14 protein-coding genes are annotated in these 15,681 nt (G+C 66.0%); 6 read left to right on the forward strand and 8 right to left on the reverse strand.

Features of this window, described 5'->3' with window-relative positions; translation table 11 throughout:
* Positions 1-7 precede the first annotated feature (7 nt).
* The 3 genes from ACXJLH_RS15960 to ssb all read right to left on the reverse strand — a co-directional run bounded on the left by ACXJLH_RS15960 (position 8) and on the right by ssb (position 1,728).
* Positions 8-472 carry a hypothetical protein gene (locus ACXJLH_RS15960; protein WP_457445160.1) on the reverse strand — a complete coding sequence of 155 codons (465 nt, stop codon included), beginning with the start codon at positions 470-472 and terminating at the stop codon, positions 8-10.
* Between the two features lie 75 nt (positions 473-547).
* Positions 548-1,015 carry a GIY-YIG nuclease family protein gene (locus ACXJLH_RS15965; RefSeq protein WP_457445162.1) on the reverse strand — a complete coding sequence of 156 codons (468 nt, stop codon included), beginning with the start codon at positions 1,013-1,015 and terminating at the stop codon, positions 548-550.
* Positions 1,016-1,161: 146 nt separating this feature from the next.
* The gene (gene ssb, locus ACXJLH_RS15970; protein ID WP_056191367.1) at positions 1,162-1,728 is read right to left on the reverse strand and encodes a single-stranded DNA-binding protein; all 567 of its coding nucleotides are present in this window, start codon (positions 1,726-1,728) and stop codon (positions 1,162-1,164) included.
* 156 nt (positions 1,729-1,884) lie between these two features.
* Between ssb and ACXJLH_RS15975 the strand changes: the two genes are divergently transcribed.
* The 3 genes from ACXJLH_RS15975 to ACXJLH_RS15985 all read left to right on the forward strand — a co-directional run bounded on the left by ACXJLH_RS15975 (position 1,885) and on the right by ACXJLH_RS15985 (position 4,555).
* Positions 1,885-2,988, forward strand: a complete 1,104-nt coding sequence (locus ACXJLH_RS15975; protein ID WP_457445164.1) for a sensor histidine kinase — start codon at positions 1,885-1,887, stop codon at positions 2,986-2,988.
* Complete coding sequence (locus ACXJLH_RS15980) at positions 2,985-3,728, forward strand: LytR/AlgR family response regulator transcription factor (RefSeq protein ID WP_457445166.1); 744 nt, start codon at positions 2,985-2,987, stop codon at positions 3,726-3,728. The genes ACXJLH_RS15975 and ACXJLH_RS15980 overlap by 4 nt, the downstream gene beginning before the upstream one ends.
* Before the next feature lie 185 nt (positions 3,729-3,913).
* The gene (locus ACXJLH_RS15985) at positions 3,914-4,555 is read left to right on the forward strand and encodes a head GIN domain-containing protein (protein WP_457445168.1); all 642 of its coding nucleotides are present in this window, start codon (positions 3,914-3,916) and stop codon (positions 4,553-4,555) included.
* A gap of 55 nt (positions 4,556-4,610) precedes the next feature.
* Here ACXJLH_RS15985 and ACXJLH_RS15990 read toward each other — a convergent pair whose 3' ends face one another.
* From ACXJLH_RS15990 to ACXJLH_RS16000, 3 genes are all read right to left on the reverse strand, one after another.
* Positions 4,611-5,921: a type II toxin-antitoxin system HipA family toxin gene (locus ACXJLH_RS15990; RefSeq protein WP_457445169.1), complete on the reverse strand. Its 1,311-nt coding sequence runs from the start codon at positions 5,919-5,921 to the stop codon at positions 4,611-4,613.
* Entirely contained in the window at positions 5,921-6,262 is a 342-nt protein-coding gene (locus ACXJLH_RS15995) for a helix-turn-helix domain-containing protein (RefSeq protein ID WP_056191376.1), read from the reverse strand. Before ACXJLH_RS15995 ends, ACXJLH_RS15990 begins: the two co-directional genes overlap by 1 nt.
* A 212-nt stretch (positions 6,263-6,474) precedes the next feature.
* Complete coding sequence (locus ACXJLH_RS16000; RefSeq protein WP_457445171.1) at positions 6,475-7,374, reverse strand: PEP-CTERM sorting domain-containing protein; 900 nt, start codon at positions 7,372-7,374, stop codon at positions 6,475-6,477.
* A 227-nt stretch (positions 7,375-7,601) separates the two neighbouring features.
* Here ACXJLH_RS16000 and ACXJLH_RS16005 point away from each other — a divergent pair, with 227 nt between their 5' ends.
* Both ACXJLH_RS16005 and ACXJLH_RS16010 read left to right on the forward strand, forming a co-directional pair.
* Positions 7,602-12,674: an alpha-2-macroglobulin family protein gene (locus tag ACXJLH_RS16005; RefSeq protein ID WP_457445173.1), complete on the forward strand. Its 5,073-nt coding sequence runs from the start codon at positions 7,602-7,604 to the stop codon at positions 12,672-12,674.
* Positions 12,671-13,540: a hypothetical protein gene (locus ACXJLH_RS16010; RefSeq protein WP_457445175.1), complete on the forward strand. Its 870-nt coding sequence runs from the start codon at positions 12,671-12,673 to the stop codon at positions 13,538-13,540. Before ACXJLH_RS16005 ends, ACXJLH_RS16010 begins: the two co-directional genes overlap by 4 nt.
* A 16-nt stretch (positions 13,541-13,556) precedes the next feature.
* On the opposite strand, the gene ACXJLH_RS16015 is transcribed toward ACXJLH_RS16010, so the two are convergent.
* Complete coding sequence (locus ACXJLH_RS16015) at positions 13,557-14,660, reverse strand: aromatic ring-hydroxylating oxygenase subunit alpha (protein ID WP_457321824.1); 1,104 nt, start codon at positions 14,658-14,660, stop codon at positions 13,557-13,559.
* Between the two features lie 64 nt (positions 14,661-14,724).
* Here ACXJLH_RS16015 and ACXJLH_RS16020 point away from each other — a divergent pair, with 64 nt between their 5' ends.
* Positions 14,725-15,108: a DUF5329 domain-containing protein gene (locus tag ACXJLH_RS16020; RefSeq protein ID WP_457321825.1), complete on the forward strand. Its 384-nt coding sequence runs from the start codon at positions 14,725-14,727 to the stop codon at positions 15,106-15,108.
* Positions 15,109-15,136: 28 nt separating this feature from the next.
* Here ACXJLH_RS16020 and ACXJLH_RS16025 read toward each other — a convergent pair whose 3' ends face one another.
* On the reverse strand, positions 15,137-15,670 hold the full coding sequence (locus tag ACXJLH_RS16025) for a PEP-CTERM sorting domain-containing protein (protein ID WP_457321827.1): 534 nt from the start codon (positions 15,668-15,670) through the stop codon (positions 15,137-15,139).
* Between the last annotated feature and the right edge of the window lie 11 nt (positions 15,671-15,681).

Consider the following 15,681-nt stretch of genomic DNA (forward strand, 5'->3'; position numbering starts at 1 on the left):
GGAAGGGCTAGCCGGCATTCCAGATGCACTCGGTTAAGTACTGGCCCATAAACCAAACCCGCTGAAATGGATGTGAAATCGAACTGATCCAAGGAAGTATCGTGGCAACGATGACATCGTCAGGTGTAATCACCAACAGGTCGTTGTACACGAGTAGTTCAAGCGAGTGTTCTGTCTTGTACTTCCGCTTCAGCTTCTTTCGAATGATTCGCTCCGACGGATCGGAGGTGGAGAACGAGTGCAAGCTTTGCGGTGCGTTTCCCGCGTTGACTTGGGCAATCAGTGGATCGGTGATTGCAACGAGCTCGAATGCGATCAGACCGCGTTGCTCGTGCATGCAGAGAAGATCAGGTTCGGGTGGATTACGACTTTCAACGGAAAGCCAAATATCCTTCTCATCGAGTCGTTCCGCGAAATCCCAGAACGCTCGACGCTCCATCTCAGCTTTGCGTACGCTCGATGAAACATTCATTGCGGGCCAACGTCCGTTTAAGGGGCGACTGCAAGTGAGCAAAGCACGCTCGTGGGTTCTTTCTTGACGGATGGATCAGGCTTTGTCATCTTTCGCCTTGGCCGCTCTAGCTTTTGCGAGTGCATCTTCGCGGCCAAATCGTTTGTTCCACGTTGGGCGCAAATCATTGATAAGACTGTCTTCAAGGCCGGCAGCGAGGTTGAGATGAAAACCTCCAAAACGTAGAAGGCCGTGGTCAGGGAGAACATACACATCGATCAGTCGACTTGCAGCAAGAGCGGCAGCAATAGCTGCATTACCTCGAATATTGGTTGCTTGTGTGCTCCGTGGATTTTGATAGCCATACAATCTCTTTCGGAGTTGCTGTGTTGTTTTGCCGATGTATAGCACCTCTCCCAATGAGATAAAGGCATACAAAGCATTTGCGCTACTCGCGTGTTCGCTCAGCGAGATGCGAATTCCGCCCATATCCGTCGATTGCCACTGGCCGCAACGGCGAAAACCGATTTCCTCAAGTCGTTGCAGGGCAGTAGGAATAGCCATCTGATACGAAAGTTATTTTCGGGCGACAGCCTATACACCGAATACCGACGCTTATTGCGCAAAAGTGATAGTTGACATCATGTGAATAATAAAAAAGGCCCGCAACAAATGCTGCGGGCCTCTTGTCATTCATCGCAAAACAGGCTTTAGAAGGGAATATCGTCATCCATATCGTCAAACCCCGTCGCCGCCTTGGGCGCCGCAGCCGGTGCACGCGGAGCGGGCGGGCGCTGGGCCGCAGCCGGGCGCGCTGCCGGGCGGGCACCGCCCTCGTCGCCACCGCCACGGCTGTAGCCGCCACCGCCACCTTCGCCGCCACCAGCACCACGGCCGTAGCTGGCGCCGCCACCGCCGCCTTCATCGCCACCGCCGGCGCCATCACGGCCGCCGAGCAGTTGCATTTCCTGGGCAATGATCTCGGTCGTGTAGGTGTCGCGGCCTTCCTTGTCCTGCCACTTGCGGGTCTTCAGGCGGCCTTCGACGTAGAGGGGGCGGCCCTTCTTGACGTATTCGCCGACGATCTCGGCCAGGCGGTCGTTGAAGACGACGCGGTGCCATTCGGTCTCTTCCTGGCGCTCGCCGCTCTCGCGGTTCTTCCAGTTGCGGGTGGTCGCCAGGCTGAGGGTGACCCAGGCGCCGCCGCTGGGGTTGTAGCGAACCTCGGGGTCTTTGCCGACGTTGCCGATGATGATGACTTTGTTGACGCTGGCCATGACGCTCGTCCGAATTCGATGGGGAAGGGGCGAATTATGCCGAGGGGCTCGCCGAACCCCGTCAGCAACTCCACGTAGACCGCATCCCGCACCCCGGGGCCCGCACTTCGTCTCTCCACCCGCCGCCCGCCCGACGGGGCTCCCTAAGATGAAGCCATGAACTCCCCCGGCCCCCGCTCCAGCAACCGCCGCCCGAATGTGCGGCTGTGGCTGGCGTACGCCGGGACTTGCGCGCTGGCCTGGTGCCTGTTCGTGCTGGCGGGCAGCGAGTTCGACCGCGGCCTGGACCCGTTCTGGCTGGCCGTCTACCAGGCCACCACCATGCTGTGGGCGCCGATGCTGCTGGGCGTCGCCGTCTGGCCGGTGGCCCGCCGCCTGCACGGCACCGATGCCGGCGCGGCCGCGACCGCCCTGGCGCATGCGATGGCGGCGCTGTCGTTCTCGGCGCTGTGGCAGGCCGGCGAGTTCGCCGTCAACGCCGCCCTGTTTGGCACCGACCACGCCGGCGCCGTGCTGCTGGCCGGCCTGCTGTGGCGCTCGGTGTGGGGCTTCGTGGTCTACGCAGCAATAGCCACCGCTTTCACCGCCGTGCTGCAGTCGCGCGCGGCGCGCTCGGCGGCCGTGCACGCCGCCCAGGCTGAAAGCGCCCTGGCCAGGGCCGAGCTGTCGGCCATCAGCGGCAAGCTGAACCCGCATTTCCTGTTCAACACGCTGAACTCGCTGATCGCCCTGACCCGCAAGGACCCGGCCGCCGCCGAGGCCTCGCTGCTGAAGTTCTCGTCCATGCTGCGCTATGTGCTGGACACCAAGCGCGGCGCCGAGGACCGCGTGATGCTGTCCGACGAGATCGATTTCCTGCGTGACTACCTGGCCCTGGAAGCCCTGCGCCTGGGCTCGCGGCTGCGCGTGGACTGGGACCTGGAGGAGCGCGTGATGGCCGACGAGCTGCCGCCGCTCACCCTGCAGCCCCTGGTCGAGAACTCCATCCTGCACGCCGTGGCCACCCGCAAGGGCGGCGGCAAGGTGACCATCACCGCGCGCCGCAATGCGCTCAACCATGGCCTGGACCTGGCCGTGGCGGACGACGGCCCGGGCTGCGAGCCCGAGGCCCTGGAGCCCAAGCCCGGCCAGCGCCGCGGCGTGGGCCTGGCGGCGCTGAAGAAGCGCTTCGCCCTGGACTACGACGGCCAGGCGCGCCTGCGCATCCACACCGCTCCCGGCGCGGGATTTCGCGTCGACCTCTTCATTCCTCAAACATGAACACGACTACCGTTCTCATCGCCGAAGACGAACACCTGGCCGCCGAAGCCCTGGCCGACTGGGTCAAGGCCACGCCGGGCCTGCAGCTGGTGGCTGTCTGCGAGGACGGCGACGACGCGCTGGCGCAGATCCGCGCACTCAAGCCCGCCCTCGTGCTGACCGACATCCAGATGCCGGGCCTGACGGGGTTGCAGGTGGTGCAGGCCCTGCAGGGCGAGGCCCACCAGCCGCGCATCATCTTCACCACCGCCTATGACCAGCACGCGCTGACGGCCTTCGAGCTGCATGCGGTGGACTACCTGCTCAAGCCCTTCTCGCGCGAGCGCTTCGACGAGGCGATCAACCATGTGCTGCGCGACGCTTCGCCCAGCCCTGCCGACGTGGCCCAGGCGCTGGGCGCGCCGGCCGACGCACCGCTGACGCGCCTCTTGGTGCGCGACCAGGGCAAGATCTTCCCGCTGCAGGTGGACGCCATCGAGTGCCTGCGCTCCGACAACAAATACACCGCCATCACCAGCAAGGGCCGCAGCTTCCTGGTGCGGCTGCCGATTGCCGATTTCGAGACGCGGCTGGACCCGATGAAGTTCCTGCGCGTGCAGCGCGGCTGCATCGTCAACCTGGATTTCGTCGAGAGCATGACCCCGGACGAGAACTCCCAGCTCGTCGTGCAGCTGCGTGACGGCACGCGCATCACGGCCAACCGTGAGGTGTCCAAGATGTTGAGGGAGCAGTCGCTATGAAGACCAACACCTTGAAGAGGCGCCTCCTGCCGGCGTTGTTGCTGGCAGCCCTCGGCCTGGCGCAGGCCCAGCCTCACCCGCACCCCACGCCAGCGACGCCCCCCACTCCCGCCACGCCAGCGACACCAGCAACACCGGCCACTCCTCCGACACCAGCGACACCAGCGACGCCGGCCACCCCAGCAATGCCCGGCCGCATCTACGCCCCCGGCGCCTTCGATCGCCTGGAGCTGGCCGGCGCGGCGCGCGTCATCCTTGTGCAGGGCGAGCGCGACCAATGTTTCATCGCCGGTGACGCCGAGGTGCAGAAGAGCGTCGAGGTCGAGCTGGCCGACCGCCAGCTCATCATTCGCCCGACCGGCGGCTGGAAGTTCTGGCACAGCCAAAAGCTGTTCGTGCAGGTGGAGATGCGTCAGCTGAAGGGGCTGTCGCTGTCCGGCGCCAGCGACGTGCACGCGCCCTTGCCCCTGCGCGCCGACCAGCTCAAGCTCTTCATCAGCGGCGCAGGCCTGGTGCGGCTGGACCAGCTGCAGGCCAGGCAGCTCACCTTTGTCATCTCGGGCGCCGGTGACGGCCAGTTGGGCGGGCGCGTTGAGGACCTGGCGCTGCAGATCTCCGGCAAGGGCAAGGTGGTCGCCGACCGCCTTCAGGCCCAGCGCGCCCGTGTCAGCGTCAGCGGCATCGGCAATGTGCTGCTGTGGGTGACCGACGAGCTGGCGGCCAATATCTCGGGCATCGGCTCGGTGGACTACTTCGGCAACCCGTCGGTGCAGCGCTCGGTGTCGGGCATGGGCTCGATCAGCGCACGCGGCGAACGGCGGAACTAGGTATTTCGACAAGCAGGCTCGGTGCCGCGAACACCATGCCAGCCAGTGAGTTTTGCTACCGGATCATTGACCGCCGAGACTTGGCCGCGGCCATCGGTTGCGACGTGGCATTCAGTGCATCTGCCCTGTACTCACTGTGAGCCGAGAAGGCGCCGGCCGTGACTTCGATGTCCGCGCCGGAAATGCCCGCTCCACGGGCGACGTCGCGCCACTGGTCGACCACGGTCGCCACCTCTTCGACGATGGCGCCTGCCTCGGCGTCTGTGAGTCGATAAAACGCAGCTGTCGACCGCACCGTGCTCATGCTCGGGCGGTTGTCGACATCGTCGATGTTGAGCACATGCTCCGCTTTGTCGACGTTCGGGTTGACATCGAAGGCAGGAGACAGCCGCCAGCCATCTTTGCCGAGCAGGAACCCGTGATTGCGCAGGTGATCGTCTCGATTGCCGACGGCGACATTGAAAGCCACTCGACGGAACAGCTGCTTGAGGTCGCTGGCGACGTATGCAGGGTCTCCACCGGCACTCAGGAATTGGGCGAGCTCAAGGTAGCTCGCGCCCTCACTCTGTTCCCGCCGGAGCAGCGTCATGGCGGACGCATAGAACTGCCGCTTGCCATTCTCGCGATCGAATCGCTGGACGCAGAAGGTGTGGAACTCGCTGTTCAACCTGACCGCGCGGGCGGCTGGAACACTGACGCCGGCCCTCTTGGCCATGGTGTGGACAGCGGCCTCCCAGGCGCCTATGTCCCGGTCATCGTCACGCGATGGGAATTTCCCGATCCAGAGCGAGCCGTCCTGCTCGGCGAAGTTCGCTTTCGGCCTGGCCCCGCCCAATGAAGCGCCTGGCGCCACCAGCACGGCCAGCCACCGACGCAGCGCGTCAAGATCGTCGATGCGCTTGCTCGTTAGCAACGTGGCCACGGCCTCGAGCTCGCGCAGGTTGGTCACGGGGGGTGCGGCCATCTTTTCGGCGCCGAGGAATTCCTCGGCGCCCTCCAGGCGGAATCGCAGCCCGCCTTGACGCGTGAAGTCCTGAACGCCGATCAGGAAATCCCAGGCATAAAGGTTCCGGGGCGTTCGGCCTTCGTCCTTCGCCTGCAGAGCTTCTCGTCGCTTCATGAGCGTTTGGCCCCAGCGGTCCGGGGACGAGTCCAGGAAGATGCCGAAGTTGCCCAGCTCTGGCTTCGGAAAGTAGGGCTGGTCGCCGAGGGACAAATCGGGATCGACCGAAAATGCCATCGGGTCCTTCAGCCAGTCCCGCTCGTAGACGAAACGGACCTGGCCGCGATCGTGAGACAGCGTGCCTACACGCCGCGCGTCTTCAAGATCACAGTCGAGCCAGACCTCCAGGTTCGAGCCGCTCATCAAGATCCTCTCGGCGAGGACGCCGGCATGGCGCCGCGCTTTCGAGCGGGCTTGGGCTCCAACGCCAGGTCCTGAAGCTTGCGGCCCACCTGGTCGTCGGCCGCGAGCGACTCGATGTCCTTCTCGAGGCCCAGTACGGCGAGCACCCTCAGATAGGTCCCAAGTGTCGCGCCGGGATCGCCAGCCTCCACGTTGTAAAGGGAGGAGCGCGAGATCCCGGCCCGGAGCGCAACGGTCATGGAGCTGAGCTTGCGGCGCAGCCGCGCCAGGCGCAGCCGCTCACCAAGAGCAGCAAGAAGACGCTGCTCCTGGGGGAAAACGACCGGCGGTTTGCTGGGCATCGGACAGGTAATCCGGTTCGAAAATGTCCACCATTATGAACATTTTCACCATATTTTGTCCAGCATGGTGGGTTGGTGCCGTTCAAGCGCTCAAGCGTTGCGCACGACCAAGCGCCGCGCGGCAGCGCCTACCGTGTCAAGCTGCTTGCCAGGATATGCAAGAGCCGGGCATCAAGCACAGCACCAAGCTCCTATCCGGCGGGGAAACGCGCCTACCGCGGGTGGGATCGGGCGAGCGAGCGGTATCGCCAGGCGGCCAGCAGCCCGCCCAGGGACATCAGCCACAGCGAGGACGGCTCCGGCACCGGAGCAAAGGACTGGGCCCAGTTCAGCCCCGAGGGCGACGTGATCGTGAACAGCGACATGTCCGCCGGCACGTACAGGCCGGTGTTGGGGTCGAGCAGCGAGATTGCCGAGATGCCGTTCCAGTACGAAGAGTGGCCGAAATCGGCAGTGACCGAGGCTGCTTCGCTGGTGCTGCATTGCGGGTCGCTCAAGCAGTCGATCTTGCCCGCAGACACCGTCAGCCGCTCCGTGAAGGTGAAGGGCGTGCCCAGGGTGATGGTGATTTTGATGTTGTGGATGCCCGAGTAGTACAGCGGGCCGCCGGCCACGGCGCTGACGAAGTCGACTGGGATCCCGCCCGGGAATGCAGGGTCGGTGTGGGCGCCCCAGCTGCCGAGGAAACCGGCTCCGTTTAAAGAGAAGTTCACCGAGGAATAGCCGCCCCCGGTCGGGTCGATCATGCCTTGCAGCGTGACACCCATGGTGACGCGCGCCTGCGTACCGTTGAGACCGGCCGAGCTGATCGTGATGTCCTCCCCGTACGCGCCTTCGGCAAAGGCGGTGCCCAGGTGGTTGCCTGCGCCGGCGAAGCTGGAGGCGTAGAGCTTGATGACACCCAGGGCCACCGACGCATCAGCCGTGCCGCCAGCGCCGTTGCCGGCGGCTGATGACGAGGCGCTGAACGTGCCGCTGTCGAAATCGTCCACGGGCGGGTCGAATTGCGTGCCAAGCGCGCTGGCCGACGTCCTGGCGATGGTCGAGCCTGCGGATGCTGCGAAGGCGCAGCCGAGGGCGGTCAGGCCCACCAGAAGATGCCGGAATTTCATGAAGCCACTCCTTGACCGCCCGGCGAACTGCGGGCCGAGGCTTTTCTACGCCTGCGCTTGGGGAGGGTCAATCGATGTGGCGCCGATCCCCCTAGGACGGCGAGCTACCTATTGATGACGAACCGCGGCACCAAGGGGTCGATCAGCGCCCGCGGCGAGAAGAAACCTTCCGTGGACAGCCGCTGATCGCTACCTAAACTCCTCGCCAAATTGCGGGGAGGAATTCGATGGTTGCGTGGAAGAAGGCCGTCACGGCCCTGGTGGGTGTGGTGGCGGTGGTGGGCGGCGGCTGGTGGGCGTCGCAAAAGCTCGGGCAACCGGCCATGCCCAGTAGCGCCGAGATCGGTGGCGAGCAGGCGGCCTTTGCGCTGCTGGACTGCAAGGCCCGACTCTTCGACGGCTCGCCGGCCATCGCGCTGAGCTTCACGCAGCCGCTGGACAGCAAGCAGGACTTCGGCGCCCTCGTCAGCGCGCAGGAAGGCGCCGCGCCAACCACCACCGACGGCAAGAAGGAGCCGGCGCCGGACGCCAGCTTCAAGCCGCTGGCCGCCCGCTGGGTGCTGGGCGACAACCCCCGCGTGCTCTACCTGCCCTTCGTGACGCCGGACCGCAGCTTTCGCTTCGCGTTCAACGCGCAGCTGGGGGCGAAAACCGGCGCCAAGCTCGCGACCGCGCAGAAGTGCGAGGCTGTCAGCGAGACCATGCCCGACAGCTACTACTTCGCCAGCCGTGGCCTGGTGCTGCCGGCCGGCCAGAACGGCGGCCTGCCCGTCGTCACCATCAACACGCCCGAAGTGGATGTGCAGTTCCTGCGCATCAAGCCGGCCTCGCTGCCGGCCTTCCTGGAGCAGGTCAGCGGCCGGCGCGAGCGCCAGGTGAACTCTGGCGAAGAGGACGGCGAGGGCGGCTACTACTACGACGGCTACAACGACAACCAGCGGCGGCTCAAGGGCACCGTGGGCGGTTGGGTGCTGGACGAGCTGCGCGCCATGAGCGACAGCGTCTACCTCGGCCGCTTCACGACCGATGCACGGCCGAACCGGCGCAACGTCAGCTTCCTGCCCGTGGAGGGCATCAAGGAGCTGCAGGAGCCCGGCATCTACGTGGCCATCATGAACCAGCCCGGCCGCTTCGGCTGGGACTACCAGGTCACGCATTACTACGTCACCGATATCGGCCTGCATCTGCGCCGGCATGCCGAGCAGCTGGATGTGTTCGCCACGTCCCTCAAGAGCGGCGGCGCGCTGTCGGGCGTGGAGCTCAGCCTCGTCGATGAGAACGGCAAGGCGCTGGCCCAGGCGCAGACCGATGGCGACGGCCACGCCGTGTTCACCGGCCGGAGTGACAAGGCGCGCGCCGTGCTGGCGCGCAAAGGCAAGGAGATGTCCATCCTGTCGCTGCGCGACGCGGCGCTGGACCTGAGCGAGTTCGACGCCACCGGCCACCCCTCGCGCAGCAACAAGCTCTTCGTCTACGCCGGCCGCGACCTGTATCGGCCGGGCGAGAACTTCCAGGTGTCCGTGCTGGCGCGTGATGCCGACGGCAAGCCGCTGCCCAAGCCCTTGCCGATCACGCTGACCGTCAAGAAGCCCGACGGCAGCAAGCTCGTCGAGCAGTTGGTGCAGCCGGGCAAGACGGGCACCGGCTACTACCAGCAAGGCATCACCTTGCCGGCCGACGCACCCACCGGTGGCTGGACCATCCAGGCCCGCGTCGACCCCGGTGCAAAGACCCCCGACGCGCAATGGGTCTTCAAGGTCGAGGAGTTCCTGCCCGAGCGCATGAAGCTCACGCTGACCGCGCCCGAGGGCACCCTCAACGGTGACGGCGGCATCACGGTGCAGGCCCAGGGCGACTACCTCTACGGCGCACCCGCCGGCGGCAACCGGCTGCAGGGCAGTGCCTATTCCGAGCGCTTGGTTGTGCCGCTGCCGGCCAAGCTGCCCGGCTTCATCTTTGGCGACCTCGCTGACGACAAGGCCAAGAACCGCCAGGACCTGGAAGAGCAGGAGCTGGACGCCGAAGGCAAGGCCAGCATGAAGATCGCGACGGCGTTTGGCGAGCGCAAGTCGCCGATGCGCGTTCGCGCGGCCTTCAGCCTGCTGGAGTCCGGCGGCCGCCCGGTCGTGCGCGCCATCGAGCGCACGTGGTGGCCGGCGCCGGTGCTGATCGGCGCGCGGCCGCTGTTCGACCGCAATGTGTCGGCCGAGAACGGCCTGGCCGAGTTCGAGCTGGCGCGTGTCGATGCCAGCGGCAACTTCAAGCCGAGCAAGGAAGTGCAGCTCAAGCTCATCTACGAGGAACGCCAGTGGTATTGGCGTTATGACGACGGCCGCGGCTGGAACTCCGGCTTCAACGTGAATGAGGAGCTGGTGGAGGCGCGCAGCCTCGCGCTGACGGCCCGCACCAAGATCGCCTTGCCCGTGCGCTGGGGCCGCTACCGCCTGGAGGTGAAGGACCCCGAGACCGGCTTGACGATGCGTTATGGCTTCTACGCCGGCTATGGCGCCCAGGACGCCGACGACATCGGCAACCGGCCCGACCGCGTGCAGCTCAAGCTGCAGGGCGCGCCCTTCAAGCCGGGCGACGTGGCCAAGCTGGCCATCAAGCCGCCGCATGACGGCGAGGCCATCGTCACCGTCGAAGGCGACCGCGTGTTGTGGACCAAGCGCATCGGCGTGAAGGCCAGCGGCACGGACATCGATATCCCCGTCGATGCGAGCTGGGCCCGCCACGACCTCTACATCACCGTCGCCGCCTTCCGCCCCGGCAGCCAGGGCGACAAGGTGACGCCGGCTCGTGCGCTGGGCCTGGTGCACCTGCCGCTCAACCGCGAGGACCGCAAGCCCAAGCTGGCACTGACCGTGCCGGCCAAGACGCAGCCATCGGTGGCGCTGCCCATTAGCGTCAAGGTGCCGGCCCTCGCCGGCAAGCCGGCCATCGTGACTGTGTCCGCAGTCGATGTGGGCATCCTCAACATCACCAACTACAAGACGCCCGACCCGCAAGACTTCTTCTTCGGCAAGCACCGCTACGGCGCCGACATGCTGGACCTCTACGGCCGCCTCATCGAGAAGATGGAGGGCAATGTGGCCAAGCAGCGCTTCGGCGGCGACGCCGGCAAGCGCGATTCGCAGTCCATGCCGCGCAAGGTGCTGCTGGTGGACCTGTTCAGCGGCCCGGTGCAGCTGGATGCAAAGGGCGAGGCGACCATCAACCTGAAGCTGCCGGACTTCAACGGCACGCTGCGGGTGATGGCGGTGGTTTCGAGTGCCGACAGCTATGCCTCGGCGCAGGCCGAAACGGTGGTCGCCGCGCCATTGGTGGCCGAGCTGAACATGCCGCGCTTCGTGTCGCCGGGGGACAAGGCCACCATCGCACTCGATGTGACCAACCTCAGCGGTGCGGCGCAGGACGTGAAGGTGTCGGTCACGTCGAGCGGGCCGCTGAAGATCACCGGCGGTGCCGAGAGCCTCAAGCTGGCCGACAAGCAGCGCCAGATCCTGCGCTTCCAGGCCGAGGCGCTGGATGCCTCGGGCCTGGCGCCCATCGAGGTCAAAGTGACGGCTGGGCCGCTGAGCATCACCCGCGAGGCAGCGCTGCAGGTGCAGCCCATCACGCCACTGGTGCGCGAGAGCCGGCGCATCCGCCTGGAGCCCGGCGCCACGCAGGCCCTGGACAAGGCCCTGCTCGATGCCTTCTGGGCCGGTTCGGCCAGCGTGAGCTTGAGTGTCTCCAACACGCCGCCCATCGACATCAAGGACCAGGTCAAGGGCCTGTTGATGTACCCCTATGGCTGCCTGGAGCAGACAACGTCCAGCGCCTACCCGCTCGTCTTCATCGACGACGAGGCGGCAAAGCGCTGGGGCATGACGCCGGTGCCACGCGAGGAGCGCGCCAAACGTCTGGACAGCGCCTTCGCGCGCCTGGCCAGCATGCAGCAACCCAAGGGCGGCTATGGGCTGTGGGCGTCCAGCAGTCCCTACGAGGGCTGGCTGTCGGCTTACGTGACCGGCTTCCTGCAGGACTCGCGCGACGCCGGCTTCGCCGTGCCCGAGGCCCAGCTCAAGCGCTCGCTGGACAACCTGCTGGAGCAGTTCCAGCGCGCCCCGGCCCAGCAGACCACACCGGCCAAGGATCCCAAGCGCGACGACAAGGGCCGCATCGCCGACTGGCGCGACGCCGAGACCATGCGCATCGCCCACCAGCGCTTTGCCGAGGCCGCCCACGCCGGCTACATCCTGGCCCGCGAGCAGAAGGCGCCGCTGGCCACGCTGCGCACGCTGCACGATCAGTACCGCAGCCATGCGCTGTCGCCCCTGCCGCTGGTGCACCTGAGCCTCGCGCTGAAACTGATGGGCGACGAGGGCCGTGCCAAGGTGGCCCTGGACGACGCCATGCAGCGCGGCTACGGCTACCAGCCCGATGACCCCAACAACTACTGGTGGAGCCAGTGGCTGGGCGACTACGGCTCACGCGTGCGCGACCGGGCCCTGGCCTATGCGCTGCTGCTGCGCCACAAGGTCACGCACGAGAAGCGCGAGAACCTGTTGTTCGACCTGTCCGACGACTTCAGCCGCCGCAACTACTACTCGACGCAGGAGCGCCTGGCCCTCTTCCTGGCCGTGCAGGCCGCCACCAACGGCGCAGGCAAGGACGACGGTTGGAAGACAGCGTTGAACGTGGGCGCCAAGGCCGACGCCTGGACCGGCAGCGGCGTGGGCCAGCAGAGCTTCGAGCTCGCCAAGCTCAAGTCGGGCATCGCGCTGAAGAACGAGGGCGCGGCGCCGCTGTACCTCGACGTGACCGCCCAGGGCTACCCGACCAAGCCGCTGGCGCCGACCAGCGACCGCATCTCGGTCGAACGCGCGATGTTCACGACCGACGGCAAGCCTGTGACGGCGCGGCAGTTCACGACCGGCGAGATGTTCGTCGTGCGCCTGCGCGTGAAGGCCCCGCAGTCCATCAAGGACGGCCTGGTGGTGGACCGCATCCCGGCCGGCTTCGAGATCGAAAACCTGAATTTGAGCCAGGGACCGAAGGCTGGTGAGTTCACGGTGGAGGGCGTCAACATCGCGCAGGCCAACGCCAACGAACGCATCGTCCACATGGAGTACCGCGACGACCGCTTCGTCGCCGCCGCGTCGTTGGGGCAAACGCTGGACGTCTTCTACCTCGTGCGCGCCGTGACGCCGGGCAAGTACGTGGTGCCGGCGACGTTTGCGGAGGACATGTATCGGCCGGAGGTGAGGGGGATTGGGAAGGCGGAGGGGGAGATTACGGTGGTGGACAAGAAGTGAGACTCACCGTCGGCATGCGGGGCACAGCCAAGGGTGGCATCAGCCGTGTGGTCGTCGCAGCAACGTTGACAACGCTCGGAGAGGCTTCCTGGGCCGGTACATCCGATCCAATCGGTGTGGGCGGCTTAGTCGGCCCGGTGCTGCCGTACCTGATCGCCTTGGTCGTATTGGCTGCAATGGGCTTTCGATCTCGGTGGGCGCTCATTGCAGCCTTCGCTTTGCTGGTGTTGCCGCCAGCTTGGGTGTGGCGGCGTATCGAGATGTCCGGCGAACAGGAGAGAGCCCAACGAGATGCCCGCAATCGCCGCGTCATCGATGAGCAGGTTGCTGCGGATCGAGCCTATTCGCAGTTCTGCAAGAGCCGACAACTGCAGGTGCTTTCCACGGTTCCTCCTGGAGAGCTTCCCTCCTCTGGTGCTCGAACCTTGCTTGTGAGTGCAGATCCCGCGTTTGTCCAGAAACTGTCGCGTTTCAGAGCGGATACCTTGATCCGGTTGCTGCAAAGTGACGTGCAACGGTGCCGACGTTTGGGATTGGCCTTCATCGAAGGACGCCAGTCGGTACAGCCACCAAGCTTCTTTCGATCGTCTGCTTGCGAGGCCCTGGTCTACACGCAAATTCAGGAGCCTGCGGCGCGCTACGAACTTGTAGTGGGCGAAACGAGCCCGCCGGCCAAGTCGCCGGGAGTAGCCTTCGATTCGCTTTCAAGCGCGTCTGTGCGAATTACAGACCGGAGGTCGGGCCAGATCATGGCATCGGACACTCTCTATTTCTTGGATTTCCAGTCCGGCCGCGCCGATTGCCCGAAGGCGGAAGAACAGGTGATCGACTTGATCGAGAGGGTGTTTTCGCCGCAGAGCCGATGACGATTGCAATGCTGTTTCAATCCCCCATCGCACGCGCTATCAACCGATGAAAGTGGTGCACCCCCTGCTCCCTCGTCGGCGAGTAGCGCCCATGTTGGTAGAAGCGTGACCGCAGCCCCTGCTGCACCGTCATGACGACGGCCTCGTCCTCCATCTCGACTTGATCGAGCGCGCCGCCGGCGCCGCTGTCTAGCAGCTCGGGCTTCCACACGTAGGAGCGAAAGCGCACGCGTGTCCGCGCCGGACCGATAGGTGTGACCTGGTTCAGCGACAGCCCCCAGGGGTAGAAGTTCAGCATCAGGTTGGGAAACACCCACCAGTAGTAGGCCGCGATGCGCTGGCCGTATTCGGCGGCCTCTGGCGGCAGCTCGAAGGCTGTCTCGTCGGCCCGCGCCACCGCCAGCTGCAGATTGCTCCACTCGTGCAGTTCATAGCGGTACTGGCTCAGGTCCAGCGTCTGCGTGAGGCCCGGGTGCACGAAGGGGATGTGCAGGCCTTCGAGGTAGTTCTCGACGTAGAGGGCCCAGTGCGCGTCGAACTCGTAGTCGCGGCTGCGGCTGGTGTCCAGGCGAAAGTCCTGCAGCGGCAGCCAGTGCAGGCGTTGCATGGCGGGGCCGAAGAAGGCATCGAAGGTGTCCAGCGGGTCTTCCAAAGCGACAAGGCCCTGGCCGCCCCAGTCCTGCAGCGGCAACTTCGGCAAGTTGTCGCAGGGGCGGGGGAAGTCCAGCGCCTGCTGGAACTCGGGCATGAAGCTCATGCGCCCGTCCAGCTCGAAGCGGCGCGAGTGGTAGCCGCAGCGGATCTGTGCGGCGCCTTGGCACGGCTGCTGCACGAGCAGGTTGCCGCGGTGGGTGCAGACGTTGCTGAGGCAGCGCAGCGCACCGGTCGCGTCACGCGACAGCAGCAGGGGCTCGTCCAGGCTGCCGGGCAGCAGCGTCTCGGGCTGCAGGCTGCCCGGCGCCTGCACGCCATGCAGGTCAGCGAGCCACTGCCAGCTGCGCGCGAGCACGCGTTCGTACTGCAGACGCTGCGCGGCGGGGTCGAGGTAGAAGGCCTTGTCCAGCGTCTCGGCGCGCGCGACTTCCGGGTGGACCTGCCAGCGTTGCGAGGTGTCGTTCATCAGGCAGTTTTACCCTCGCGGCCGCTGTGGTCGGACACGTGTTTGTCCTCGTAGCATCCGGCTCATGCGCACTGCCTTCACCCTTCTGCTTTCGCTGGCCGCCGGCCTGGCCCACGCCGCACCGCTGCCACCCGTCGCCCGCGCCGAGGTCGACGCCCTGCTGACCCGCCTGCAAGCCTCCGGCTGCGAGTTCAACCGCAACGGCAGCTGGTATGCCGGCGCCGAAGCCAAGGCCCACCTGCTGAAGAAGCTGGACTATCTGGAAGGCAAGGACATGGTGAAGACGGCCGAGCAGTTCATCGAGCGCGGCGCGGCCACCAGCAGCATGAGCGGCAAGCCGTATCTGGTGCGCTGTGCCGGCAAGGCGCCGGTGGAGAGCGCGCAGTGGCTGAAGACCGAGTTGCAGCTGCAGCGTGCCGCCCGCGCGGCATCGACCCCGGCGCGCTGAAGCGCCGGGACCGGCCACGACGTTCAGCTCAGCGCCGCCGACGCGTTGCCGCGATCAACAGTGCCGCGCCCGCCAGCGCGAAGCTGCCCGGCTCGGGCACCGTGGCAATGTTGTCGAGGGCGAAGCCGCTGGTGGCCGAGAAGCTGACCGAGGTCAGCTGGGCCCAGCTGCTGTCGAAGACCAACGGTCCGGCATTGGCCAGGTCGATGTTCAGCGAAGCCACCTGTGCACCACCCAGCATACCGACCAGGGCCAGCATGCCGGGGCCGAAGCCCAGGTCATAGGCCGCGATGTCGAGCGACTGCAATCCGAACACGCCGCCGCCGAGCAAGCTTAGCGCGAAGGGCGTGGTGTCGAAGCCGCCCACCATGGCGCCGTCCAGGGGCAGAAAGCTCGCGGCCGGGCCGCTGATGACATAGCCCGCCTCGCTGTAGCTGGCAATGCCGGTGTTGTTATCGATGTCGATCACACCGGGGTTGTCGAAGGTGACGAGGCCGGCCTGTGCCGCCCCGCTGCTGCAGAGCGCGGCCGCGAGGGCCACGGCGCCGAGGAATCGATTCATGGCTTTGCTCC

This window comes from Roseateles sp. P5_E4 (assembly GCF_054049255.1).